This is a genomic window from Geodermatophilus saharensis, assembly GCF_900188205.1.
Classification (GTDB): Bacteria; Actinomycetota; Actinomycetes; order Mycobacteriales; family Geodermatophilaceae; genus Geodermatophilus; species Geodermatophilus saharensis.
Window position 1 is genome coordinate 683,415 of sequence record NZ_FZOH01000003.1, and the last position, 24,202, is coordinate 707,616.

Sequence of the window (24,202 nt, forward strand, 5' to 3'; positions counted from 1 at the left end):
GCTCACTGGGCGATGTCCCGCCGCAGCGCCACCGCACCCCGCAGGTACACGTGCTGGATGCCCGCCCGCGGCCGGTCGGTCTCCACGTGCGCCATCAGCCGCAGCACCCGCGGCAGCGCGTGCGGCACCGCCATCTCGGTGGCGCACATCAGCGGCACGTCGCCCATGCCCAGCTCGCGGGCGGCGAGGGCAGGGAACTCCGACACCAGGTCCGGCGTCGCGGTGAACAGGATGCTGATGATGTCGTCGTGGTGCAGCTCGTTGCGCTCCACCACGGCGTTCACCAGCTCGCGGGTGGCCTCGAGGACCAGGCCGCGGTCGTCGGCGTCCACCTGTGTCGCGCCCCGGATGGCCCGTACGGCCACGAGCACCCTCCTCCGTCGATCGGGCTCCCGGATCCGGGGTGCCCGGTCGAGTCTAGGTTCCGCCCGCCACCCGCCCCGACCCGTCCTCCCCCAGGTGCCTTTGTCGCGATGAAGGCACCTCCTCGCGCACCTGTTCGTGCGTGAGTTAGGGATAACGGTGGCGAGGCATTAGCCCCCGGGAACCAGGGTGCCCACCGGGACCAAGGGCCCTGGGGAGTAACGGACGGATTCGTGACGGTTGAGGGGTGAGTCGAGAAGAGGCCCACCGCCGATCCCCCGCACGCCGACCGGGAACGCCCGCGCGCCCGCTCCTCGACGGGACGTCCCGTGCGAGGGCACCGCTGTTCACCGCCCGCACCGACCGGGCCGCGGGCTCGGTCGCCCTGCGCGGCCACCTCGACCGGGTGGGCGCCGAGGCGCTGTGCCGGACGGTGACCGCGCTCCGGCGGCTCGGGCACCGGCAGGTCGTCGTGCGGCTCGGGTCGGCCACCGTGGCCGACGACGCCCGCGCGCTCCTCGACGACCTCGCCCGGCGGTCGCCTGCCGGCGAGCGGCTCCTGCTCCGGTGACGGCCGGCTCCTCCCTCCCCGGACAGGACGGGCGCCGGTGAGCCCGGAGCCGCGGCCGCGGGACCGCTGGACCGTGGGTGCGGACGCGGTGGTGTCCCTCGCCTGGGACGGGGAGCCGCTGTCCGTCCCGCAGGGCCGGCTGCACGCGGTGGGCGGGGAGGGCCTCGTCGCCGGCCGGTCGGTGTGCCTGGCGCCGGTGGCGCTCCTCGACCCGGCCGAGTGGTCCTGGCCCGACGACGGGGCCGAGGCCGACGACCCGCTGTGCTGGATCTGCCTCGCGCTGACCGTCTGACCGTCGGGGCGGCGCTACGTCCGGTCGAGGAACCGCCGGGCGCGGCGGGCGTCGCGCTCGATCAGCGGCCCGGCGACACACGCCACGGCTGCCCACAGCAGGAGGACGGTCAGCCGGGTCGCCGTCTGCTCGGCCACCCACGTGCCGGCGAAGAGGATCCCCAGGCCGGCCGACATCACGACCTGGGCCCGCTGGTGGACCAGCTGCTCGGCCAGCAGCCGGGCCAGGGGCAGCCGCTCCGGCTCGACCGGTCGCCGGCCCCGGACACCGGCGAGCAGCTGCCGGCGCTGCGCCGGGGTCAGCACCGCGAGCGGGCTGCGCCAGCCCCCCCACCCGGCGTGCCCCGCGCCAGGCGAGGACCAGGCCGGTCAGCTGCACCGCCAGTCCCCCGGCGGCCACGCCGTAGCCGACGACGGCCCGCCACGTGGGCACCTCCGCGTCCCGGCCGGGAACCGGGTCCGCGAGGAGGACGGCCAGCACGGCCGCTGCCGCGGTGCCCGCCAGCAGGACCACCAGCAGCAGCAGGACCCGCCGGCGCCGCCACCGGGCCAGCCGCTCCCCCGCCGAGGCCGTGGGCCGCCGGTCGAGCAGGGAGCGGGCCTCGGCCCAGCGCGCCTCGTCCCCGCCCGTCACGACGGGCAGCATCGCCGAGGCCGCCGCCCGCCGCCGGGTGCTCACCCGGCCGGGTGAGCGCGCGCCGGCTCAGAGCCCGACGAGCTCCTCGAGCGCGCCGACCTCCTGGCGGGTGAGCCGGCGGATCGCGCCGCTGCGCATCCGCTGCAGCGAGACCGGGCCGACCGCGACGCGGGTCAGCCGGGAGACGGGCAGGCCGACGGCGGCCAGGAGCCGCCGCACGATGTGCTTGCGGCCCTCGTGCAGCACGACCTCCACCACCGACTGGCCGGCGTGGGCGTCGACGATCCGGAAGGAGTCGACCTTCACCGGGCCGTCGTCGAGCTCGATGCCGGCGCGCAGCCGGCGGTGCAGGTCACGGGAGATCGAGCCCGACACCTGCGCGAGGTAGGTCTTCTTCACCCCGTAGCTCGGGTGGGCCAGCCGGTGGGCGAGCTCGCCGTCGTTGGTGACCAGCAGCAGCCCCTCGGTGTCCTGGTCGAGCCGGCCGACGTGCACCAGCCCCGGTGCGAGGTCGCCCACCATGTCGCCGATGGTGGGCCGCGCGCGGTCGTCGCTCATCGCGGTGATCACGCCGGCGGGCTTGTTCACCGCGTAGGTGACCCGGTCGTCGCGCAGCTCGATCCGCTGCCCGTCGACGGCGATCTTGTCCCGCGCCGGGTCCACCCGCATGCCCTGCACCGTCACGGTGCGGCCGTTCACGCTGATCCGGCCCTGGTCGACCATGTTCTCGACGACCCGCCGGGACCCGACGCCGGCGCGGGCGAGCACCTTCTGCAGCCGCTCCCCCTCGCGCTCGGCCGTGGCGGAGGGCGGGCGGTCGCCGGGGTGGGCCGGGGCGAGCTCCATGTCCTCCGACCAGCCCTCACCGCCGGGGGTGCCGGGGAGGTCGTCGGGCTGCGGTGCGGTGTCCATCCGCACCAGTCTCCCACCCTCCGGACGACCGCCGGGACGCGGCGGCGGGCCGGCCGGCCGGGGGATCAGGAGTCGACCAGCCACGACAGCACGCGGCCCCGCTGCCAGCACCGGCCGACGGCCTCGGCCTGCCGCGCCGACCGGCCGGCCACCGTGACGCCGATCGTGCTGTGGCCCGAGGCGGGGCGGTCGCCGAGCGTCGGGACGCCCGGCGCGACCCCGACCCCCTCCACCGACACCCACGCCACCGGCCGCCCGGCCGCCGCCTCGTCCAGGCGGTGCAGGAAGTGCAGCCTCCGCTCCGGTCGCAGGCGCGCCAGCGACCAGGCCGTCACGACGACGGGCAGGGCGCCGGTGGGCACCCGGGCGACGGCGTCGGGCAGCACCTCGGCGACGTCGCCGCGCACCGGCACCGGGGGGTCGGTCCCGGCCAGCGCGAGCTGCGCGTCGAGCTCCGCCCGGCGCTCGGGCCGGTCCGGCGGGAGGCAGGCGCGCAGCCACCGGACGCCGTCGGGGTCGGTTCCGTCCAGCGGGTCGGCGTCGACGCAGACCCGGGCGACGACCGGCGGCAGGGACCGGGCCGGGACCGCGCGGTCCCCCACCACCCGGGCCGACACCTGCACCGGGGACGACGGGTCGCCCAGGAACCGCCCGTCGCCGTAGGAGACCCCGACGCGGTCGACGAGCAGGTCCAGCCCCGCCGGGCGGCCCACGCCGACCAGCCCGACCGCGCCGGCACCGGCGCGCCGCGCCGCCTCGGCCAGCGCCGGGTACAGCACCGCGGGGTGCCCGGCCTCGTCGGACAGCACCGGACGCCGCGCGGCGGTGGCCGCCACCGCGTCGGCCGCTCCCAGCAGGGTGTCGACCGCCCCCGCGGCAGCGGCCTCGCCGTCCCCGGAGACGTAGGCGGCGGCCAGGGCCGGGGCGCGCCCGGCGAGGGCGAGGTCGTGCAGGGCGGCGAGGACGACCGGTGGCCGCCGCCGGCGGGCCGGCAGCGCCGCGAGCGCCCGCAGCGCCTCCGGCGACCCGCCCAGCGCCCCGGCGACGCGCGCGGACAACGGCGAGGTGCCGGCGTCCGCGGCGAAGCGCCGGTAGGCGTCGGCGAGCGGGCGGGTCCGGTCTGCCCGGTCCTCGCCGTCCGCGGTCGCCCCTGGCACGACGGCGACCCTAGGGGTCAGGGCGTCTCGGAGGTCTCCCGCGCGACCTCGGCGGTGTCGGGCAGCAGCGGCGCCAGCGGCGGCAGCTCGTGCAGGCCGCTGAGGCCGAGCCGCTCGAGGAACAGCGCCGTCGTCCCGTACAGGCCCCCACCGCTGTCGGGGTCGGTGCCGACCTCGGCGACCAGGCCGCGCGAGAGCAGCGTGCGCATGACGCCGTCGACGCCGACGCCGCGGATCGCCGACACCCGCGCGCGGGTCACCGGCTGCCGGTAGGCGATGACGGCGAGGGTCTCCAGCGCCGCCTGGGTCAGCCGGCTGCGCGCGGCGCCGGTGAGGTGCCGCTCGACGACGGGCGCGAACTCCTCGCGGGTGTAGAGCCGCCAGCCCTCCCCCGCGCGGCGCAGCGCGATGCCGGCGCGGCGCCCGTCGTAGCCCTCGGCGAGCTCGGCGAGGGCCGCCCGCACCCGCGGCACCGGGACGCGCAGCGCCGCGGCCAGCGTCGCCTCGTCGAGCGGGCCCTCGGCGACGAACAGCAGCGCCTCCAGCCCGCCGCGCAGGTCGGCCGGGTCGAGCTCCTCCTCCGGCTCCGGCTCCGGCTCCGGCTCGGGCTCGGGCATGCCGGGCAGCACCAGCGGCTCCTCCGGCACCGGCGGCACGTCGCCGGCCGGTGGCGCGGGGCGCTCGGCCACCCGGGCGGCGAGCTCGGCGGCGACGGCGTCCCAGACGGCGGGGTCGTCGTCGGGCCGGCCGGCGGCCTCCTCGCGGGTGGCCGCCAGCTCCGCGGCCAGCGCCTCCCAGGAGACCGGGCCGCGGTCCGGCGGCTCCGCGGTCACGGGGCCTCCCCGTCGGCCGCCCCGCCGAGGTCGGCCACCGCGGCGACGTCGGCCGGCCCGGTCCAGCGCACCTGCAGCTCCCCGAGCGGGGTGAGCTGGGTGAAGGTGACCCGCTGCTGGCGGTAGAGCTCGAGCAGCGCGAGGAAGCGGGCCACGACCTCCAGGGTGGTGGCGCAGTCGCCGGTGAGCGCGCGGAAGGTCAGCGTGCCGGCGCCCAGCAGCGCCGCGCGGACGGCGAGCAGCTGCTCGGCGACGCTGACCGGCGGCGCGTGCAGGTGGGTGACCCCGACGGTCGGGGGCTCCTTCGGCGTGAGCGCCCGCGCGGCGAGCGCGGCGAACCGCTCGGGGGTGACGCCGAGCAGCACCTCCGGCAGCAGCGCGGCGAACCGCGGCTCCAGCGGCGCCTCCCGGGGGTGCCGGCGGACGGCGACGGCCTCCCGCTCGCGCAGCACCGCGGCGGCCTCCTTGTAGGCGCGGTACTGCAGCAGCCGGGCGAAGAGCAGGTCGCGGGCCTCGAGCAGCTCGAGGTCGTCCTCGTCCTCGATGTCGGCCGCCGGCAGCAGCCGGGCGGCCTTGAGGTCGAGCAGGGTCGCCCCGACGACGAGGAACTCGCTGGCCTGGTCGAGGTCGAGCTCGTCGCCGAGCGCGCGCAGGTGGGCGATGAACTCGTCGGTGACCACCGACAGCGCGATCTCGGTGACGTCGAGCTGGTGCCGGCTGATCAGCTGCAGCAGCAGGTCGAAGGGGCCCTCGAAGTTCGTGAGCCGGACGGTGAAGCGGCCGGTGTCCACCGGCTCCGGCGCGGTCGCGACCGCGTGCGCTTCTCCGCTCACGGACTGCAAATGTAGGCCGTGCGGCGGCGTCAGCCCTTGAGGCGGCGCACCAGCACGGAGTCCTCGCCGTTCTCGGCGAGGTCGGCGAGCAGCACCGACACCGCCTCGCGCACGATCCGGCCGCGGTCGGCGGCCACGCCGTGCTGGGCGCGCAGCGACAGCCGCGCGCTCTCCAGCGCCAGGAGGTCCTCCGCGGAGATGTAGACGGTGATCTTCTCGTCGTGCCGGGTGCGGCCGGCTCCGCTGGCGCGGGCGGCCTTGCCGCGGGTGCGCGCGCCGGGCGCGGGCACCGGCGGGGGCGCCGGGGCGCGGAAGGCGGCCAGCGGGTCGGCGGGAGCACCGCCGGGCACGAGCGTCAGCGACGCCGGCTGCTCGGGCTCCGGCTCGGGGACCGCCGACCGCCGCGCGGAGCGCAGCGCCGGGGACGCCACCGCGGAGCTCAGCGGGGTCAGCTCGGTGACCTCCGCCGCGGGCGGGTTGTCGGTGCGCCGGAACAGCTCGTCGGCGCCCGGCAGGACCGGACGTCGTGTCACAGGGAGATGACCTCCTTCGCCAGGTCGCGGTAGGCCGCCGCGCCCGAGGAGGTCGGCGCCCAGGTGGTGATGGGCTGGCCGGCGACGGTGGTCTCCGGGAAGCGGACCGTGCGGTGGATGACGGTCTGGAAGACGGTGTCGCCGAAGGCCTCGACGACGCGGCTGAACACCTCTCGGCAGTGCACGGTGCGTGAGTCGTACATCGTGGCGAGGATGCCGTCGATCTCCAGCGACGGGTTGAGCCGCTCCTTGACCTTGTCGATCGTGTCGACCAGCAGGGCCACCCCGCGCAGCGAGAAGAACTCGCACTCCAGCGGGATGACCACGCCGTGCGCGGCGGTCAGGGCGTTGACGGTGAGCAGGCCGAGGGAGGGCTGGCAGTCGATGAGGACGTAGTCGTACTCGTCGCGCACGGAGTCCAGCTTGCGCAGCAGGGTCTGCTCGCGGGCGACCTCGCTGACCAGCTGCACCTCGGCGGCGGACAGGTCGATGTTGCTCGGCACGAGGTCCAGGCCGGGCACGTCGGTGCCCACGCGGACGTCGGCCAGCGTCGTCTGCCGCTCCATCAGCGCGTTGTAGATGGTGCGGTCCAGCTGCTGGGCCGGCACGCCCAGGCCGACCGACAGCGCGCCCTGCGGGTCGAGGTCGACCAGCAGCACCCGGCGGCCGTACTCGACCAGCGAGGCGCCCAGGTTGATCGTCGACGTCGTCTTGCCGACGCCGCCCTTCTGGTTGCACATCGCGATGACCCGGGCCGGGCCGTGCCGCTCGAGGGGCGGGGGCTCGGGCAGTCGGTGCTGACGCGCGCGGGCGGGGTCCAGCCGCGAGGCGGCCGCCCCCATCTCCCCGCCGTCGGCCGGGAGTGCGAGAGCCTGACCGGCTCCGTCCCCTCGGATCGCCATGAGTCGCCACTCCTCCGTGCTCCCCGGCGGTGCCGGCCGCGGTCGGCCGGCCCGGTCCGCTCGGGTCGGGGACGACGGTAGGGAGATGACCTGCGCCGATCCACGGGACACGCCGTCGCTGGCGGATCTTGCCGGGGACACGTCCGTACTGCGCAGTAGGGGCTGGCAGAAGGTGCCGACCCGGACCGGCCCGTCTCGTCAGGAGAGGGCGCGCGGGTGGCTCCCGGCGTAGACCTCGCGGAGCTTGTCGACGGTGACCAGCGTGTACACCTGCGTCGTCGTCACCGAGGCGTGCCCGAGCAGCTCCTGCACGACGCGCACGTCGGCGCCGCCGTCGAGCAGGTGGGTGGCGAAGGAGTGCCGCAGCGTGTGCGGCGAGACGTGCTCGGCGAGACTGGCGTCGGCGGTGCGCTCGGCCGCCGAGCGCAGGATCGCCCAGGCGCTCTGCCGCGACAGCGGCCCGCCGCGGGCGTTGAGGAACAGCCGCCCGCCGCGGACCCCGCCGCGCGCCGCCGTCGTCCCCGCTGCGGCCAGCGCCGGGCGGGCGCGCACCAGGTAGTCCTCCACCGCGCGCAGCGCGTAGCTGCCCACCGGGACGATCCGCTCCTTGCCGCCCTTGCCGGCCAGCCGCACCACCGACGAGCCGCGGTCGAGGTCGTCGACGGCCAGGCCGACGGCCTCGGAGATGCGCGCCCCGGTGCCGTAGAGGACCTCCAGCAGCGCCCGGTCGCGCAGCCCGCGCGGGCCCTCCACCGAGCCCGCGGCCTCGATCAGCGCCACCACCGCCTCCACCGGCACCGCCTTGGGCAGCCGCCGCGCCGGCGCCGGCGGGCGCACCTCCGCGGCGACGTCGCCGGGCACCAGCCCGTCGAGCAGCGCGAAGCGGTGCAGCCCGCGGACGGCGACGACGGCCCGCGCGGCCGACGTCGCCGACAGCGGCGGGTGCCCGTCGTCCCCGGCGCGCAGCGCGGCGAGGAACCCGGCGACGTCGCTCTCGGCGACCTCGCCGAGCCCGCGCACCCCGGCCGCGGCCAGGTACTGCGCGTACCGCCGCAGGTCGCGGCGGTAGGAGGCGATGGTGTTGGCGGCCAGCCCGCGCTCGACGGCGAGGTGGTCGAGGTAGCCCCCGACCACCCGCTCGACGTCGGTGTCGCGCGCGGGCGTGCCCGCCGGCGCCGTCACGGTCAGGACAGGACCTCCTCCCAGGGCACGGCGGTCATCCCGTGCGCCTCGGCGACCTCCGGCAGCACGACCTGCCCGGCGGCGACGTTGAGGCCGTGGGCGAGGGCGGGGCTGGCGGTGACCGCCGCCCGGGTGCCCTGCTCGGCCAGCGCCATGACGTAGGGCAGCGTCACGTTGGTCAGCGCGTGCGTGGAGGTGTTCGGGACGGCGCCGGGCATGTTCGCCACGCAGTAGAACACCGACTCGTGCACCCGGAAGGTCGGGTCGTCGTGTGTCGTGGGCCGGCTGTCCTCGAAGCAGCCGCCCTGGTCGACGGCGATGTCGACGAGCACCGAGCCCGGCTTCATCCGCTTCACCAGGTCGTTGCTGACCAGGGTCGGGGCCTTGGCGCCGGGCACCAGCACCGCGCCGATGACCAGGTCGGCGTCGAGGACGGCCCGCTCCACCTCGTAGGCGTTGGAGGTCACCGTCTGCAGGTGGCCGCGGTAGACGTTGTCGGCGGCGCGCAGCTTGTCGACGTCCTTGTCCAGGACGACGACCTCGGCCTGCATGCCCAGGGCGATGGTGGCGGCGTTCATGCCCGACACCCCGGCGCCGATGACGACGACCTTGGCCGCGTAGACGCCCGACACCCCGCCGAGCAGGACGCCGCGCCCGCCGTGGGCCCGCTCCAGGCTGTGCGCGCCGACCTGCGGCGCCATCCGCCCGGCGACCTCGCTCATCGGCGCCAGCAGCGGCAGCGCGCCGTTGGCCGTCTGCACGGTCTCGTAGGCGATCGCGGTGGTCCCCGAGGCCACCAGCGCCTCGGTGCAGGGCCGCGAGGCGGCCAGGTGCAGGTAGGTGAACAGCGTCTGCCCGGCCCGCAGCCGGCCGTACTCCTCCTCGATGGGCTCCTTGACCTTGAGCAGCAGGTCGGCGTCGGCCCAGACGTCGTCGGCGCTGTCGACGATGCGGGCGCCGGCGGCGGTGTAGTCGCCGTCGGGGATGGACGAGCCCTCCCCCGCCCCCCGCTCGACGAGCACCGTGTGACCGGCCCGGGTCAGCTCGGTGACCCCGGCGGGGGTCAGCGCGACCCGGTACTCCCTGTTCTTGACCTCTCGGGGCACCCCGACGTGCATGGCGGTCCACTCCTGTCGCTGCGGCCGGTCCGAGGTCGTCGGTCCCGCGCCTGTCCTCGCGCCCCCGGTGAGGGGACCCGGAACGGACCCTAACCAGCGCCCGGGCTGCCGTCAGTCCGCGCAGCGCCCACGATGGCCGGGCGGGTGACCCGGGTAGTGGCCGGGTCACCCCCGAGGAGGAGGAACACCCCGATGCGCCTGTACGCCTCGCGCCCCGACCGCCGGCTCGGTCAGGTGCTGGCCGACGTCGGCGTGCTCGCCTGGCTGGTGCTGTGGGTGCTGGTCGCCCGGGCGGTGCACGGCGCGGTGCTGGTGCTGGCCGAGCCCGGCCGGGCGGTGGAGGACCTCGGGACCTCGGTGGCCGACAGCATGGGGTCGGCGGCGTCGGCGGCCGAGGACGTGCCGGTGGTCGGCGACGAGCTCTCCGAGCCGCTGGGGTCCCTCGGCGACGCCGCCGGGTCGGTCAGCGGCGCCGGGCAGGCCGCGCAGGACGCCGTCGCCACGCTGGCCACCGTGCTCGCCGTCGTGCTGGTGGTGCTGCCGGTGGGCTGGCTGCTGCTGCGCTGGCTGCCCTGGCGGCTGCGCTGGATCCGGGAGGCGTCGGCGGCGTCACGGCTGCTGCGGGGGGACGGGCCGGACCTGGAGCTGCTGGCCGCCCGCGCGGTGGCCACCGCTCCCCTGCCCCGGCTGGCCGCGCTGCCGCCGGGCACCGGTGAGGCGTGGCGGGCCGGCGACCCGGCGGCGGTGCGGCTGCTGGCGACGCTGGAGGCCGGCCGGCTGGGGCTGCGGCTGCCGGTGCCCGACGCGGCAGGGTCCGGCGCCACCGCACCGCCGTCCCGCCCGTGAGGTGCCTTCATGGCGATATCGGCCCCCTTCCGGGGGCCTGGACGATGCCTTCATCGCGATATCGGCCCCTCGCGGGGGCCGGGAAGGTGCCTTCGTCGCGATGAAGGCCCCTCCCCGGGCGGCGGCCCCGCTCGGGTTGAGTCCGCCGTCCCCGGTGCCGAAGTCCCCTCCCGAGCCGGGAGGTGTCCGTGGGACGAGCGAGACGACGGCCGTCGGCACCCCGCCGGCGGCGCGGCGGCCCGACGGCGGGGAGGGTCGCGCTCCGCCTGACCGCGGCCGCGGCGGTGGGCCTGGTGGCGCTGTCGGCCCCGGCCACCGACATCGCCGCGCAGGTGACCGCCTCGGACGCGCCGGTCCGCGGTGCCGCTCCCGCCGGCCCGCCCGCCCCCGCGACGCCGGCCGACCCGGTCGCGCCGGCCGCCGTCGACCCCGCACCGGTGGCGGAGCTCCCCGTGGCGGCGCCGCCGGCGCGCCGGCTGCAGGTCGAGCTGCCCGCGCCGATGGTGCCCCGCGGGCAGCCGCTGCAGGTCACCCCGCCGCCGGCCGAGTGCGGCGGCTACGGCAACCCGCGGCAGGTGACCCCCGGTGTGGTGCCCGGTGCGGGGTCGGCGACGGTGAGCTGGCAGGCCGACGGCCGCGACGCCGTCCGGGGCTACCGGGTGACCGCCGTCAGCCAGGCGCTGACCACCGGCGGGCAGCCGGAGCCGCCGCGGGTCGACGTCGCCCAGCGCGCCGGCTGCGGCGAGGTCAGCGCGGTGCTCGGCGGCCTGACCCCGGGCGTGCGCTACGTGTTCTGGCTCGAGGAGGCGCTGCTCGACGCCGACACGCAGGTGGTCGAGTACGTGCAGGTGGGCTGGTCGAGCCCGGTCGTCGTCGGCTGAGCCCGCGCCCCCTCCCGGTCGAGATCACGTGATCTCGACCAGGACACGCCGGGCCGGCCGTCGAGATCGCGCGATCTCGACGGGGCGAGGGCGCCCTACTGGGCGTCGACGGGGCGCAGCGTCGTGCCCGCGGCGCGGTGCTGCGCGGCGGCGAGCAGCCCGATGACGGCGGCCGCGTTGCGGATCGACCCGTCGAACACCCGCTGCACCGCCTCGGCCAGCGGCACCCGCTCGACGGTCATGTCGAGCTCCTCGTGCTCGACGGTGAAGCCCTCGGGCCGGTCGACGTCGGACAGGCCCTCGGCCAGGTAGACCAGCACCAGCTCGTCGCAGAAGCCCGGGGTGCTGTACGTGGTCGTCAGCAGCGACCACCGCTCGGCGGCCAGCCGCACCTCCTCGGCCAGCTCCCGCTGCGCGGTGGCCAGCGGCTCCTCGCCGGCGGCGTCGCGCAGGCCGGCGGGCAGCTCCCACAGGTAGCCGCCCACCGGGTGCCGGTACTGCCGCAGCAGCACCACCCGGCCCTCGTCGTCGAGCGCGACGACGGCGACGGCGCCGGGGTGGCGGACCACCTCGCGGACGCTGTCCCCGCCCCCGGGCATCGCGACGGTGTCCCTGACCAGGCGGATGACCCGGCCCTCGTAGACCGTCTCGCTGCCCAGCACCCGGTACCCGCCGCCGGCGGCCGGCTCGCTCACCGTCAGATCCCGACCTTCTCGGCCTCGAGGTCGGGCACCGGCAGCCGGGCGGACTCGGCGCGGTCGACGGCCGCCTGCACGAACGCGGCGAACAGCGGGTGCGGCCGGGTGGGGCGGCTCTTGAGCTCGGGGTGGGCCTGGGTGCCGACGAAGAACGGGTGCACCTCGCGCGGCAGCTCGGCGAACTCCACCAGGTGGCCGTCGGGCGAGGTGCCGCTGAACACGAAGCCGGCCTCGGTGAGCCGGTCGCGGTAGGCGTTGGCGACCTCGTAGCGGTGCCGGTGCCGCTCGGTGACCTCGGTGGCGCCGTAGGCGGCCGCGGCCACCGACCCCTTCTGCAGGTGCGCCGGGTAGCTGCCCAGCCGCATGGTGCCGCCCAGGTCCCGCTCGCCGGCGACGACGTCGAGCTGGTCGGCCATGGTGGCGATCACCGCGTCGGGGGTGTCGGGGTCGAACTCCGCGGAGTTGGCGTGCTCCAGGCCGGCCATGTTGCGGGCGTACTCGATGACCATGCACTGCAGGCCCAGGCACAGGCCCAGCGTCGGGATGCCGTTCGTGCGGCTGTAGCGGATGGCGCCGAGCTTGCCCTCGATGCCGCGCACGCCGAAGCCGCCGGGGATGCACACGCCGTCGACGTCGGACAGCGCCGCGGCCGCGCCCTCGGGGGTCTGGCAGTCGTCGGAGGGCACCCAGCGGATCTGCACCCGGCTGCGGTGGGCGAACCCGCCGGCGCGCAGCGCCTCGGTCACCGACAGGTAGGCGTCGGGCAGGTCGACGTACTTGCCGACCAGCGCGATCGTCACCGTCTGCTTCGGGCGGTGCACCCGGTCGAGCAGGTCGCCCCACACGGTCCAGTCGACGTCGCGGAAGGGCAGCCCCAGCCGGCGCACGACGTAGGCGTCGAGGCCCTCGCGGTGCAGCACCTTGGGGATGTCGTAGATCGACGGCGCGTCGGGGCAGGAGATGACGCCCTCGGCGTCGACGTCGCACATCAGGCTGATCTTGCGCTTCAGCCCGGTGCCGATCTCGCGGTCGGCGCGGCACACCAGCGCGTCGGGCTGGATGCCGATGTTGCGCAGCGCCGCCACCGAGTGCTGCGTCGGCTTGGTCTTCAGCTCCCCCGACGGCGCGATGTAGGGCACCAGCGAGATGTGCAGGAAGAAGCAGTTGTCGCGGCCGATCTCGTGGCGCACCTGCCGGGCGGCCTCGAGGAAGGGCAGCGACTCGATGTCGCCGACGGTGCCGCCGATCTCGGTGATGACGACGTCGGCGGAGTCCTCGCCGTCCTCCCCGTCGACCTCGGCGGCGGCCAGGATGCGCGCCTTGATCTCGTTGGTGATGTGCGGGATGACCTGCACGGTGTCCCCGAGGTACTCCCCGCGCCGCTCCTTGGCGATGACGTCGGAGTACACCTGCCCGGTCGTCACGTTCGACCGCGCGCCGAGGTCGGTGTCGAGGAACCGCTCGTAGTGGCCGACGTCGAGGTCGGTCTCGGCGCCGTCCTCGGTGACGAACACCTCCCCGTGCTGGAACGGGTTCATCGTCCCGGGGTCGACGTTGAGGTAGGGGTCCAGCTTCTGCATGGTCACCCGCAGGCCGCGGGCGGACAGCAGCGCGCCGAGGGAGCTGGCCGTCAGGCCCTTGCCCAGAGAGGAGACAACTCCGCCGGTGACGAAGACGAACTTCGTCGGCTGGGAGTTGTGGAGGAGCCCGCGATCACGCATTCCAGGTCGACCCACGGGAACCCACCGTAACACGATCGGCCAGATCCCCCCGGGTGCCGCCGGACACCTCGCGGCCCGCCGGGGACGTCGCGGCCAGCGCCACCAGCAGCGGCACCAGCAGCGCCGCGGCGGTCGCCGGCAGCGCCACGCCGGAGTCGTTGACCGCGGCGCCCAGGGCAAGGCTCAGGGCGGCGGCGACCAGCCCGGACCGCAGCACCGCGGCGTCGGCCGGTGCCAGGCCCGAGCCGCCGTCGCGCAGCAGCCCGTATCCCCGCAGCCGCCGGCCGCGGACCAGCCACAGCGCCGCCACCAGCGCCACGGGCAGCACCCACGCCAGGGCGCTGCCCAGCAGGATGTCGAGGTTGGCCTGCCCCTTGCGGCTGACCACCGTCCACGCCTCGCCGGTGAGCAGCTGCTCGACGAAGCGGCCCAGGTGGCTGCGCTCGTCGGCCGGCCGCGTCCAGTCCAGGACCGCCAGCGTGCCGACGGCGACCACGCCCGCGGCGAGCACCGCGGCCAGCCGGACCAGCGTCACCCGCACCCCGGTGAGCAGCATCGCCAGCAGCAGGAAGCCCGGCAGGGTCGCCAGCACGCCGCCGAAGTCGCGGCCCAGGCCCGGCGCCCCGACCAGCACCACGGTGAGCGCCCCGGCGACCAGCACCACGGCGCCGGTGACCCGCCGCTGCCGCCGCCCGACGTCGTCGCGCCCGGCCCCGGCGCGCCGGCCGGCCGCCGTCGCCGCCACGGCGGTGGCCACCAGCGCGGCGGCGGCGAGCAGGCCGGAGCCGAGGTTGCCGTAGCCGGTGAACCGGCCGGCGACGATCGCGTCGTAGCCGAGCAGGCCGTCGAGCTCCAGCGGCGACCCGGCCAGCACGTCACCGACCAGCGTGGCCAGGGTGATCCCCAGGACGGCCAGCGGCGGGCCGAGCCGCCGCCGTCGCCCTGCTCCCCGCGCCCAGGGCCCGAGCAGCGCCACCGCGGTCACCGCCGCGGTCGCGAGGAGCACCGACCCGGCCAGCGCCCAGCGCGGGGACCCGGCCCGCTCCCACGGCAGCAGCCCGGCCAGGTGGGTGGCCACCGGCAGTGCCGCGGCGGCGAGCGCGGCGACCTCCAGCAGCGGCCGCAGCCGGGCCAGCGGGGCGCGCGCGCCGCGGCGCAGGCCGAGGACGAGCAGCCCGAGGACGACGACGGCGGCGTCCACGGCCACCAGCGCGACGAAGAACGTGCCGGTGCTGCGGTGGTGGGTGACCGCCGCGGTGTTGGCCCGCTCCAGCGCGGCGACCGCCTCGGCCGTGGGCGGCCGCCCGCCGGTGACCGTCAGCGGCTGCCCGTTGACCGACGCGGGGCGCTCGGCGCCCAGGGCGCGCAGCACGGTCGGGGCGACGTCGATGAGCTGGGTGAACGGCGCCCGGCCGGTGCTGGCCGAGGTGAGCCAGCCCGGCCCGGTGAACCCCGGCCCGGAGGCGATGCCCACGTGCAGCTGCGGGCGGCCGTCGTTGACCTCCGAGACGCCCTGCACCAGCAGCAGCGTCTCCCCCGGCAGCGCGGCCACCGCGGCGCGCAGCCGCGCGACGGCGTCGTCGACCCCGGCCACCGCCGCCGCCCGGGAGGCGGGCTCGGTGCCGGTCTCGCTGCCCTCCGGGGCGGGCACGCCGGCGTCGACCAGCCCGTCGAGGGAGACCAGCGTCAGCGGGCAGGGCTCCAGCAGGCCGGCCACGGCGGCGGGGTCGGCGGGCAGCGCCTCCTCGCGGGTCAGCCCGACACCGGGGGCCGCGACGGCCAGCGCCGCGGCCCGGCCGACGACGGTCGCGCAGCCCACCGCGGTCCCCAGCGCACCGGGCTCGGCGCCGAAGCGGGCGGTGGCGGGGTCCTCGGCGACGGCGCGGACGGCGGTCAGCGGATCGGCCAGCCCGACCTGCGCCAGCCGCTCCTGCAGGCCGCAGTGGGACAGCTCGGGGCTGACCGGCGGTCCGGCCGGCACCGGCGGCTGCGACGGGGTGGCGCCCGCGCCGGAGCCCTCGCCCGGCAGCGGGACCGTGGGCAGCGGCACCGGCGGGGCGGCCTCGTCGGGCGCGGGGAACCGGGCCCGGTTGCCCGCGCCCAGGGTGGCCCAGCCGTCGAGCAGGCAGGTGGTCGAGCGCGCCGCGCGCACCGAGACCGCGCCGATCGGCGAGGTGTCGGCCAGTTCCCACAGCGCCGGCGTCGTCCCGGGGTCGAGGTCGCTCCACACCAGGCCGGGGACGCCGACGACGAGCACCCGGTCGGCCGACCAGTCCTCGGCCGCGGCCGCCGTGCCGGGCAGCCCGGCCACGAGCAGGGTCAGCAGCGTCCCCAGCAGGACGGCGGCGCGCCTCATGCCGCGCCGGTCCCCGGGGGTCCCAGCAGTTCCCGGTAGACGGCGACCAGGGCGCGGGCGGTGGCCGCCTCGTCGGGCCAGCCCGCGGCCTGCTCCCGCCCGGCGGCGGCGAGGGCCGCGGCGCGGGCGGGGTCGGCGAGCAGGCCGGTGACGGCCTCGGCGAGCGCGGCGGCGTCGCCGGGCGGGACCAGCCGCGCGCCGGCACCGAGCAGCTCGGGCAGCCCGCCGGTGCGGGTGGCGACCAGGGGCGTGCCGGCGCGCAGCGCCTCCTGGGCGGTGAGCGAGCGGGCCTCCCAGCGGGAGGGCAGCACCACCAGGTCGGCGGCGGCGAGCAGGTCGGCGACGTCGTCGCGGCGGCCGAGCAGGGTGACCGGCAGCCGCCGGGCGCGGATCCGCCCGGTCAGCTCGGCGTGCAGCGGGCCGTCGCCGGCGACGGCGACCAGCGGCGGGTCCGGCTGGGCGGCCCAGGTGGCGGCGGCGTCGAGGAGGACGTCGTAGCCCTTCTGCGGGTGCAGCCGGCCCACGGCGAGCACCAGGGGCCGCCCGTCGGCCAGGCCGAGGCCGGCGCGCACCTCGTCGCGGGAGCGGGTCGCCGGCGGCAGCGCGGGCGCCGCCACCGGCGCGACCCGGACGTCGCGGGCGCCCAGCCGCCGGGCGTTGGCGGCGAGGTCGGCCGAGGCGGCCAGCACGACGTCGGCGGCGCGGACGGTGGCCCGCTCGGCCTGGGCCAGGACCCGCCGCAGCGGGCCGGAGCGGTCGGGCAGCGCGTTGTGCAGCGTGACCACCAGCGGACGGCGGGCCCCGCCCGTGGTGCGCACCGCGGTGGCGGCGACCAGCCCGGCGCGCAGCCCGTGGGCGTGCACCAGGTCGGCGCCGGACAGCACCCGGCGCAGCGCGAGGACGGCGCGGGTGTCGGCCAGCGGGTCGAGGCCGGCGGAGATCTCGACGGGGGTGAACCGGGCGGCCGCGGAGAACCCGAACAGCGCGTCGGTGGCCGCCGGGCCGCAGACGGTGACCGCGGCGCCGGCGCCGGCGAGCGCGGGCAGCACCGAGCGCAGGTGGGTGCCCACGCCGCCGGTGCTGGTGGCCAGCACCTCGGCGATGCGGCGGCCGGCCAGCTCCCGCTCAGCCACCGTGCACCTCCGTCCCCCCGGGCGTCCGCAGCGCGCGCACCGCCGCGAGCAGGGGCCGGCGCGCCGTGCCCATCATGACCGCCCCCGCCACCGCGGTCACGGCCGCCGCGGCCAGCAGCCCGGCACCGACCGCGCCGGGCAGCGAGCCGGCCGGGACCGGGTCGGCGCCCAGCGCCCGGGCGGTGAGCAGCCCGGCGGCGGCGCCGGCCCCGGCGGCGAGCAGCGCGGGCAGGCCGCAGCGGGCCAGGCCCGCCAGCCCGCCGGGGGCCACCCGGGCGGTGACCGCGAGCAGCGCCAGCCCGGCGACGGTCACCCCGAGGCTGTGGCCGGCGGCCAGCGCCAGCGCCCGGTCGGCGGGCGGGAGGGCCCGCGCCAGCCCGACGTCGGCGGCGACCGCCAGCAGCCACCCGCCGAGCACGCAGACCGTGGGCGCCTTCCACAGGCCGCGGGCGTAGAGGGCGCGGGTGAGCACGGCGACCAGCCCGTAGCCGGCCAGGCCGGGCGCGAAGCCGAGGATCGTGTCGCGGAGCGCGGCGACGTCGCCGGTGCTGCCGCCGAGGAGGAACACCCGGGCCATGGGGCCGGCGACGGCGGCGAGCACGGCGGCGGCGCCCAGCGAGGCCACCAGCACCAGCGTGGTGACCGGGGCCAGCGCCCGCCGGTAGCCGGCCTCGTCGCCGGTGCCGGCCCGCTCGGCCAGCAGCGGGTAGGCCGAGGTGGCCAGCGGCACCGCGACCGCGGCCCACGGCACGAGGAACAGCGTCAGCCCGGCGGTGTAGGCCACCTGGGTGCCGTCGGGACCGCCGCTGGCCAGCCGGATCGCGACGGCGGCCACCAGCTGCTGCCCGGCCAGGGTGAGCACGCCCGCCACGGCGAGCCGCCGCACCCGCGGCGCGGCGCCCACCGGGAAGCGCAGCGACGGGCGCAGGCCCAGGTGCAGCCGGCGCAGCGGCAGCAGCAGCGGCAGGGTCAGCGCGGCCACGCCGAGCGTCGTCCCGACCCCGAGCACCAGCTCGGCCGGCGTCGACAGCGCCTCGACGTCCCGGGCGCCGCCGAGCAGCGCGAACAGCCCGTAGGAGCCGGCGACGACGACGCTGGACAGCAGCGGCGCGATCGCCGGCGCGGCGAAGCGGCGGTGGGCCTGCAGCACGCCGGTGAGCACGATGCCGAGCCCGTAGAGCACCACCTGCGGGGCGAAGACCAGCAGGAACCGCGCGCCGAGGGCCACCTCGGCGTCGGAGCCGCCGCCGAGCAGCAGCCGCGCGATCGGCTCGGCCAGGACGGCGACCAGCGCGGCCAGCGGGACGAGCAGCAGCAGGGTCCAGCCCAGCAGCGCCGAGGCGGTACGGCGCACCTGCTCGCGGTCGCCGGTGGCGATCCCGCCGGCGAGCATCGGCACCACCAGGGAGGCCAGCGCTCCCCCGGCGACCACCTCGAAGACGATGTTGGGGACGGTGTTGGCCGCGGTGTAGACGTCGCCGGTGCTGTCGGCGCCGACGGCGTTGGTGAACACCAGCGTGCGACCGAACCCGGCGAGGCGGGCCAGCACGGTCAGGACGGCGATGAGCGCGGCGGCGCCGGCCACGCCCTCGGCCACCCGGCGTCCCGACACGGTCGGCCCTGCCGCGGTCACGCCGGGCGGCGGCCGAGCCGGTCGAGCTCGCGCAGGCCCGGGGTGGCCTCGATGACCCGGGTGAAGCTGATCCGCTCGCTGGCCAGCGTCAGCGCGGTGACCGCGGCGAGCAGGCCGGCGCGCACGGGGCGGGAGGGGACGGCGGCGGCCCGCAGCCCGAGCAGCGCGCCCACGGCGTTGGCGCCGGCGTCGCCGAGCATGACCCGCTCGCCGAGATCGGCCGGCAGCACCGCCAGCGCCGCGCCCAGCGGGCCGGCGACCAGGCCGCCGGCAGGACCGCGCAGCCCGGCGGCCGCCGCGAGGGCGGCGGCCTTCGCCGCCCGGCCCGGGCGCAGGTCGAGCAGGTTGACCAGGTTGGCGGTGCCGGCGACCAGGCCGGTGGTGAGGACGCCGTCGACCGGGCCGCGGCGCGTGGCCAGCGCGGCGACGGCGGCCGCGGCGCCGATCCCGGCGACCTTGACCGCGCCGGCCGACACCCGCCCGGCGCGCAGCGCCCGCAGGTGCCCGGCCAGCCCCTTGTCGCCGGCCTGCTCGGGCCGGGCGCCGGCCAGGTCGTCGTAGCCGCCCACCAGCCCGGACACCGCCCCCGCGACGGCGGCCGCGCCGCGGGTGCCGGCCGGCGCGCCGAGGACCGCCCCGGCGGTGGCGGCGGCGGCCAGCGCGGGGCCGCCGAGCAGGGTCACCGGCCGGCCGGCGTAGTTGGTGCGCCGCCACGGCGCCCCGGCCGGGCGCGCGTCCACCGCGGCCGCCGCGGCGAGTCCGGCGCGGGCCGCCGCCGCCCCGGCCGCCACGAGCAGCGCCGGGTGCGGGCTCACGGGGTGGCGGCCGGCAGCGGCGGGACCGGCTGGGTGCCCTCCCCGGTGCCGTAGGCGCCGGAGGTGCCCTCGCGCTCGCGGCCCAGCGCCAGCACGGTGCTGATCCGGCCCGACGGGCTGGTCACGTTGTCGACGGTGGAGACCGCGGCGGCGGTCTCCGGGTCGTCGCGGACGGCGCCGACCAGGCCGTTCTCCCCGGCCGAGGCGGCGTCGCCAGCCACCACGGCGCCGGAGCCCGCGGCGTCGAGGGCGGTGACCAGGTCCACCAGCGTGTCGGTGCGGTCGGCGGCGTCCTCGCCGTCGAGCGTCCCGGTGGTGAGCACGACGGCGTGGTCGGCGGGGGTGACCGAGTCCGAGTCGGCGGACAGCACGTCGAGCGCGGTCAGCCCGGCCAGGACGGTGGAGACGGCGGCGGTGTCGGGCACCGGGGCGCCGGTGGGCGGGACCATCAGGGTCTGGCCCAGCAGCGCGCCGACGAGCTGGCCGGTGTCGTCGGTCTCGGGCAGCGCCACGCCGGCGGGCCGGCCGGCCGGGGTGGTCACGTAGCTCTGCAGCGCCGACTCGGTGGCCGGGTCGCTGTACCCCGGGGTGAGGGTGAGCTGGCCGGTGATCGTGCCGCCGGCCTCGGTGACCAGCGCGGTCACCTCCTCGACGGTCTCGGTGGGGACGTCCTCGGAGGTCAGCACCAGGAGCACGCTGCGCCCGGTGAGCGTGTTCTGCACCAGCGCGGGGGCGACCGCGGACTCGAAGGCGTCGTCGGCGTCGACCTGGGTCTGCAGTGTCTGGGTGGTGTCCTCCAGCTCGCGCTTGTCCTCCTGCAGCGAGCTGACCTGCCCCCGCAGGTTGTCCAGCACCGGCCCCGACAGCTGGGTCGCGCCGATCACCAGCCCCAGGGCGATCGCGAGGAACACCGCGATCAGGGAGACCAGGTGGTAGCGGAAGTCGATCACGAGAAGAGGTTCTCCAACCAGAACACGAAGCTGTCCCACTGGTCGACCAGCAGGTCGAGGTAGATCCGCCCGGCGGTGGTGACGGCCAGGGCGGCGACGATGGCCAGCAGCGCGGCCAGCACCAGGACGATCAGCGCCCCGGTGGAGATGCGGCTGCGGTAGAGCCGGCTCACGCCCTTGGCGTCGACGAGCTTGCCGCCCAGCCGCAGCCGGGTGAGGAAGGTCGAGGCCATGCCGCCGCGGCCCTTGTCGAGGAACTCCACGAGCGTGGCGTGGGTGCCCACGGCGACGATGAGCTTGGCGCCCTTCTCGTCGGCCAGCAGCATCGCGATGTCCTCGCTGGTGGCCGCGGCCGGGAAGGTGATGGCGTCGACGCCGAGGTCCTGCACCCGCTTGAGCCCGGGGGCGCGGCCGTCGGCGTAGGCGTGCACCACGACCTCGGCGCCGCTCCTGAGGACGTGGTCGCTGACCGAGTCCATGTCGCCGATGATCATGTCCGGGGAGTAGCCGGCCTCCACCAGCGCGTCGGCGCCGCCGTCGACGCCGACGAGCACCGGCCGGTAGTCGCGGATGTAGGACCGCAGCGCCTGCAGGTCCTCCTTGTAGTCGTACCCGCGGACGACGACGAGGACGTGCCGGCCCTCGATCTTCGTGCGCACGTCGGGCACGCCCACGCCGTCGAGGAGCAGCGCGCGCTCGCGCTTCATGTACTCCATCGTGTTGGTGGCGAAGGCCTCCAGCTGCGTGGACAGCCCCGCCCGGGCCTCGGCCATCGCCGCCGCGACGGTGTCCGGCGTCTGCTCGGTGCCCTTCGCGACCGGAGCGCCGTCGGGACCGTAGAGCGTGTCGCCCTCGACGCGGACCTGCGCGCCCTCCTTGAGGGCGCCGAGCACGTCCTTGCCGACGCCGTCGACCAGCGGGATGCCCGCGGAGGTCAGGATCTCCGGTCCCAGGTTCGGATAGCGGCCGGAGATGCTGGGGGCGGCGTTGACCACGGCGCCGACCTTCGCGGCGACCAGGGAGTCGGCGCTGACGCGGTCGATGTCGACGTGGTCGATGACGGCGATGTCCCCGGGCCGCAGGCGCTTGGTGAGGTTCTTCGTGCGACGGTCCAGCCGGACGGTGCCGCTCACCCCGGGTGCCGCCTCCTGGGCCCGGCTCCGTCGCAGGGTGCCGATGCGCATGCCCGCATGCTCCCACGCACGCCTGTGGGGGCCGCCCTCCGACGCGCTTCGGCGACGGCCTGCTCACGCAGGGTGTCCGACACCACGGTGAGCGCGACACGCCCGGCACGTGCGCCCCACCAGCACCCGGGGAGGATCCGGTATCGCTGTCTAGCGTCGTCGTCGTGACACGTGGGGCTCCAGCTGCCAGCTTCCCGGCGAACCGCCCCGGCGCCGCCGACGGGGCGCCGGAGCACGCCCCGGCGCCGGTCCCCGCTCCGGTCATCCGGGCGGTCCCGGGGACGCGTCCGGAGCCCCCGTCCGAGCCCCCTCCCGCACCGGTCGGTGAGCGCGCGGCCCCCGCGCAGCCGTCGGCGGGTGCCGACGGGCCGCCGGCGGGGCGGGCCGCGCGGCGGCGGCAGCGGCGCGGCTCGGGGGTGCGCGAGCGGCGGCGGCTGGAGACGCGCGACCGCATCGTCGAGGTCGCGGCGGCGCTGTTCGCCGAGCGGGGCTTCGACGCGGTCAGCGTCGTGGAGATCGCCCAGCGCGCCGGCGTGGTCGAGAAGACGGTGTTCAACCACTTCCCGGTCAAGGAGGGCCTGGTGCTCTCCACCGACCCGCCGGTGCGCGCGGCGCTGCTGCGGGCCGTGGCCGAGCGGCCGGCCGGGGAGTCGGCGGCCGCGGCGGCCGGGACGTTCCTCGTCACGGCGATGGCGTCGCTGGGGGACCCGGAGGCCGCCGAGGGCGTGGCGGCGATGGCCCGGGTGGTGCGCGGCTCGCGCACGCTGCAGGTGCGCGAGCGGGAGATCCTCGGGGAGATCACCGCCGCGCTGGCCGCGCAGATCCGCGAGGAGACCGGGGCGCCCGACGGCGCGGTGGAGCCCGAGCTCACCGCGTCGGCGGTCACCGCGCTCTACGGGCGGCTGCTCGAGCTGGCCCGCGACCGGGTGCTGGCGGGGGTGACCGGCCCCGAGCTGGCCGCCGAGCTGCGCGCGGCCGGCCGCCGGGGGCTGTCGCTGCTGCAGTTCGGGCTGGCCGGGTACGCCAAGCGGCGCTGCTGACACCTCCCGCGGGTGCTCGCGTCCGGCCGGGCGTTCTGCCAGGGTGCGCGGCGTGCGTCCCCGCCGGCCCGCCGCCGTCCTCTGCCTCGCCCTGGCCGCGGCGCTGCCGGGCTGCGCCTGGCCGGTCGACGCCGACGACCCGGTCGCCGTGCCCCGGTTCGAGGGGTCTCCGCCGCCGATCGCACCGGTGACCCCGGCGCCGGTGCCGGTGGCGAGCGCGACGCTGGCCGACCTCTCGGGCGGCAGCGCCTACTCCGGCACCGTCACCGTCGTGCGCACCCCGGTGTCGGTCGGCCTCCCGCCGCTGGCGGGCCCGCTCGCCGACGACTGCGACCTGCCCGACGACGGCTCGGTGCGCACGCTGGCCGTCGAGCTCACCTTCACCGACACCTCGACGGCGGCGATGGCGGGGCTGGCCGCGGACGTCGCGCTGACCGCCGCCGACGGCGGGCCGCCCCGTGCCGGCACCGCCGTCCTCGTCGGGTCGGCCGCGCCGGGGACGCGCTGGTGCCAGGACGGTCCGTCGCCGGTGACCGACGGCTTCGGCGTGGGCAGCGGGACCGGCAGCGCCACCACGGTCACCGTGTGGGTCGTGGCCCGCGCCGGGGCACCGACGCGCGACCTGGTGCTGCGGGTGTCGGGGCTGCGCAACGAGGCCGGGTCGAACGCGACCGGCCCGTGGGACGAGGTGGCCGTGGCCGCGGGCGGGTGCGCCGACGACCCGGCGGCGCTGTGCGTGCCGCTCGGGTGAGGGCCCTCAGGCCGGCAGCTGCAGCGCCCGCAGCAGCTGGTCGGCGCGGTCGCCGGGGATCGCCGGGTCCCGGGTGAACAGCGCGACGGCGACCATGTACTCGTCGTCGCCGGCCCAGCCGCGGCCCTCCTCGACGATCCGGCGGATCTGCGCGCGCACCTTCGGCTCGCTGCTGTAGGTGCCGTAGTCCAGGCCCATGGCGAGGAAGTTGGCCACCCGGTAGCCGAGGTCGGCGGCGGTGGACACGGTGGTGACCGGGTCGGCGTAGCTGGCGACGGCGGTGACCACGTGGTCGTAGCCGGCCTTGAGCAGCTGCAGGGTCAGGTCGTTGCCGCGCACGCCGCCCCACAGCTCGGGCATGAGGATGTCGCGGTCCGGCGCGGGGATGTAGGGCGGGTTGGCGATCGCGGTGCTCACCGGCTCGCCGCCGGCCGCGTCGGCCCGGTCGAAGAAGTTCCCGAGCTCGACGGTGTAGCGGTCGGCCACACCGCGCTGGGCGATGTTCGCCCGCGCCTGCTCCACCGAGTCGGCGCTGATGTCGAAGCTGCGGACGTGCAGCCCGGGCAGGCCCGCGACGACGTCGGCGATCGCCGAGGCGTCCCCGGTGCCGAGCTCCACGACCGGGGCGGACTCCCAGCCCAGCTGCTCGCGGTACTGCTGCAGCAGCATGCACACGGAGAAGCCGTAGTGCGCGGACTCGTCGGCGGAGCTGAAGCAGCTCACCGGAGGTCCCAGGCGGGGCTCGCGGCGGTGGTCACGGCAGGGACGGCGGGTCGCACATCCGTGGCCTACCCGCGTGGGGCGCCGCACACTCCTGCCTCCCGCCACCGTGTGGCGCACGACCGGGTGGTCCGCGCCCGTC

25 protein-coding genes are annotated in these 24,202 nt (G+C 77.5%); 6 read left to right on the top strand and 19 right to left on the bottom strand.

The genetic code is table 11. The annotated features are described in order from the left end of the window. Nucleotides 1-2: 2 nt before the first annotated feature. Nucleotides 3-365: a chorismate mutase gene (aroH, locus tag CHC04_RS11165; protein ID WP_089404066.1), complete on the bottom strand. Its 363-nt coding sequence runs from the start codon at nt 363-365 to the stop codon at nt 3-5. A 245-nt stretch (nt 366-610) separates the two neighbouring features. On the opposite strand from aroH, the gene CHC04_RS23560 reads away from it, so the two are divergent. Both CHC04_RS23560 and CHC04_RS11170 read left to right on the top strand, forming a co-directional pair. After that, complete coding sequence (locus tag CHC04_RS23560; protein ID WP_141233764.1) at nt 611-934, top strand: hypothetical protein; 324 nt, start codon at nt 611-613, stop codon at nt 932-934. Between the two features lie 37 nt (nt 935-971). After that, nucleotides 972-1,226 (top strand): hypothetical protein, encoded by a 255-nt coding sequence (locus tag CHC04_RS11170; RefSeq protein WP_245817115.1) that lies wholly within the window; start codon nt 972-974, stop codon nt 1,224-1,226. A 14-nt stretch (nt 1,227-1,240) separates the two neighbouring features. Here the strand turns inward: CHC04_RS11170 and CHC04_RS11175 are convergent, their stop codons facing one another. The 9 genes from CHC04_RS11175 to ald all read right to left on the bottom strand — a co-directional run bounded on the left by CHC04_RS11175 (nt 1,241) and on the right by ald (nt 9,332). Then, nucleotides 1,241-1,531 (bottom strand): hypothetical protein, encoded by a 291-nt coding sequence (locus CHC04_RS11175; protein ID WP_089403940.1) that lies wholly within the window; start codon nt 1,529-1,531, stop codon nt 1,241-1,243. A gap of 397 nt (nt 1,532-1,928) precedes the next feature. Further along, the gene (locus tag CHC04_RS11180) at nt 1,929-2,774 is read right to left on the bottom strand and encodes a pseudouridine synthase (protein WP_089403941.1); all 846 of its coding nucleotides are present in this window, start codon (nt 2,772-2,774) and stop codon (nt 1,929-1,931) included. Nucleotides 2,775-2,839: 65 nt separating this feature from the next. Continuing rightward, entirely contained in the window at nt 2,840-3,931 is a 1,092-nt protein-coding gene (locus CHC04_RS11185) for a DUF2332 domain-containing protein (RefSeq protein ID WP_176449941.1), read from the bottom strand. Between the two features lie 17 nt (nt 3,932-3,948). Beyond that, nucleotides 3,949-4,764, bottom strand: a complete 816-nt coding sequence (gene scpB, locus CHC04_RS11190; protein ID WP_089403943.1) for an SMC-Scp complex subunit ScpB — start codon at nt 4,762-4,764, stop codon at nt 3,949-3,951. After that, the gene (locus CHC04_RS11195) at nt 4,761-5,597 is read right to left on the bottom strand and encodes a segregation and condensation protein A (protein WP_089403944.1); all 837 of its coding nucleotides are present in this window, start codon (nt 5,595-5,597) and stop codon (nt 4,761-4,763) included. The genes scpB and CHC04_RS11195 overlap by 4 nt, the downstream gene beginning before the upstream one ends. 29 nt (nt 5,598-5,626) lie before the next feature. Then, nucleotides 5,627-6,130: a hypothetical protein gene (locus CHC04_RS11200; protein ID WP_089403945.1), complete on the bottom strand. Its 504-nt coding sequence runs from the start codon at nt 6,128-6,130 to the stop codon at nt 5,627-5,629. Beyond that, nucleotides 6,127-7,032, bottom strand: coding sequence for a ParA family protein (locus CHC04_RS11205; RefSeq protein WP_089403946.1), 906 nt, complete (start codon nt 7,030-7,032; stop codon nt 6,127-6,129). The genes CHC04_RS11200 and CHC04_RS11205 overlap by 4 nt, the downstream gene beginning before the upstream one ends. Before the next feature lie 198 nt (nt 7,033-7,230). Further along, on the bottom strand, nt 7,231-8,214 hold the full coding sequence (locus tag CHC04_RS11210) for a site-specific tyrosine recombinase XerD (RefSeq protein ID WP_245817116.1): 984 nt from the start codon (nt 8,212-8,214) through the stop codon (nt 7,231-7,233). 2 nt (nt 8,215-8,216) lie between these two features. Continuing rightward, complete coding sequence (ald, locus tag CHC04_RS11215; RefSeq protein ID WP_089403947.1) at nt 8,217-9,332, bottom strand: alanine dehydrogenase; 1,116 nt, start codon at nt 9,330-9,332, stop codon at nt 8,217-8,219. Nucleotides 9,333-9,524: 192 nt separating this feature from the next. On the opposite strand from ald, the gene CHC04_RS11220 reads away from it, so the two are divergent. Together CHC04_RS11220 and CHC04_RS11225 are read left to right on the top strand one after the other, a co-directional pair. Next, a complete protein-coding gene (locus CHC04_RS11220; RefSeq protein WP_089403948.1) occupies nt 9,525-10,178 on the top strand; it encodes a hypothetical protein in 654 nt (217 codons plus the stop codon). 188 nt (nt 10,179-10,366) lie between these two features. Beyond that, nucleotides 10,367-11,059 (top strand): fibronectin type III domain-containing protein, encoded by a 693-nt coding sequence (locus CHC04_RS11225; RefSeq protein WP_141233765.1) that lies wholly within the window; start codon nt 10,367-10,369, stop codon nt 11,057-11,059. Between the two features lie 95 nt (nt 11,060-11,154). Here CHC04_RS11225 and CHC04_RS11230 read toward each other — a convergent pair whose 3' ends face one another. Genes CHC04_RS11230 through steA form a run of 8 tightly spaced genes read right to left on the bottom strand, consistent with a single transcriptional unit; the run spans nt 11,155 to nt 21,549 of the window. Beyond that, a complete protein-coding gene (locus CHC04_RS11230; RefSeq protein ID WP_217897300.1) occupies nt 11,155-11,754 on the bottom strand; it encodes an NUDIX domain-containing protein in 600 nt (199 codons plus the stop codon). Between the two features lie 2 nt (nt 11,755-11,756). Then, a complete protein-coding gene (locus tag CHC04_RS11235) occupies nt 11,757-13,493 on the bottom strand; it encodes a CTP synthase (protein ID WP_281252222.1) in 1,737 nt (578 codons plus the stop codon). After that, on the bottom strand, nt 13,471-15,834 hold the full coding sequence (locus CHC04_RS11240; RefSeq protein ID WP_089403951.1) for a hypothetical protein: 2,364 nt from the start codon (nt 15,832-15,834) through the stop codon (nt 13,471-13,473). The genes CHC04_RS11235 and CHC04_RS11240 overlap by 23 nt, the downstream gene beginning before the upstream one ends. Continuing rightward, on the bottom strand, nt 15,831-16,967 hold the full coding sequence (locus CHC04_RS11245; RefSeq protein WP_089403952.1) for a glycosyltransferase family 4 protein: 1,137 nt from the start codon (nt 16,965-16,967) through the stop codon (nt 15,831-15,833). The genes CHC04_RS11240 and CHC04_RS11245 overlap by 4 nt, the downstream gene beginning before the upstream one ends. After that, nucleotides 16,960-18,579 (bottom strand): murein biosynthesis integral membrane protein MurJ, encoded by a 1,620-nt coding sequence (gene murJ, locus CHC04_RS11250; protein WP_089404070.1) that lies wholly within the window; start codon nt 18,577-18,579, stop codon nt 16,960-16,962. Before murJ ends, CHC04_RS11245 begins: the two co-directional genes overlap by 8 nt. Nucleotides 18,580-18,596: 17 nt before the next feature. Continuing rightward, entirely contained in the window at nt 18,597-19,415 is an 819-nt protein-coding gene (locus CHC04_RS11255) for a hypothetical protein (protein ID WP_089403953.1), read from the bottom strand. Next, a complete protein-coding gene (locus tag CHC04_RS11260; RefSeq protein ID WP_089403954.1) occupies nt 19,412-20,365 on the bottom strand; it encodes a copper transporter in 954 nt (317 codons plus the stop codon). The genes CHC04_RS11255 and CHC04_RS11260 overlap by 4 nt, the downstream gene beginning before the upstream one ends. Further along, entirely contained in the window at nt 20,362-21,549 is a 1,188-nt protein-coding gene (steA, locus tag CHC04_RS11265; RefSeq protein ID WP_089403955.1) for a putative cytokinetic ring protein SteA, read from the bottom strand. Before steA ends, CHC04_RS11260 begins: the two co-directional genes overlap by 4 nt. 416 nt (nt 21,550-21,965) lie before the next feature. On the opposite strand from steA, the gene CHC04_RS11270 reads away from it, so the two are divergent. Together CHC04_RS11270 and CHC04_RS11275 are read left to right on the top strand one after the other, a co-directional pair. Beyond that, complete coding sequence (locus tag CHC04_RS11270) at nt 21,966-22,589, top strand: TetR/AcrR family transcriptional regulator (protein ID WP_245817117.1); 624 nt, start codon at nt 21,966-21,968, stop codon at nt 22,587-22,589. A gap of 52 nt (nt 22,590-22,641) precedes the next feature. Further along, a complete protein-coding gene (locus tag CHC04_RS11275; RefSeq protein ID WP_089403956.1) occupies nt 22,642-23,340 on the top strand; it encodes a hypothetical protein in 699 nt (232 codons plus the stop codon). A 6-nt stretch (nt 23,341-23,346) separates the two neighbouring features. Here CHC04_RS11275 and CHC04_RS11280 read toward each other — a convergent pair whose 3' ends face one another. Then, on the bottom strand, nt 23,347-24,063 hold the full coding sequence (locus CHC04_RS11280; RefSeq protein ID WP_089403957.1) for a class I SAM-dependent methyltransferase: 717 nt from the start codon (nt 24,061-24,063) through the stop codon (nt 23,347-23,349). Between the last annotated feature and the right edge of the window lie 139 nt (nt 24,064-24,202).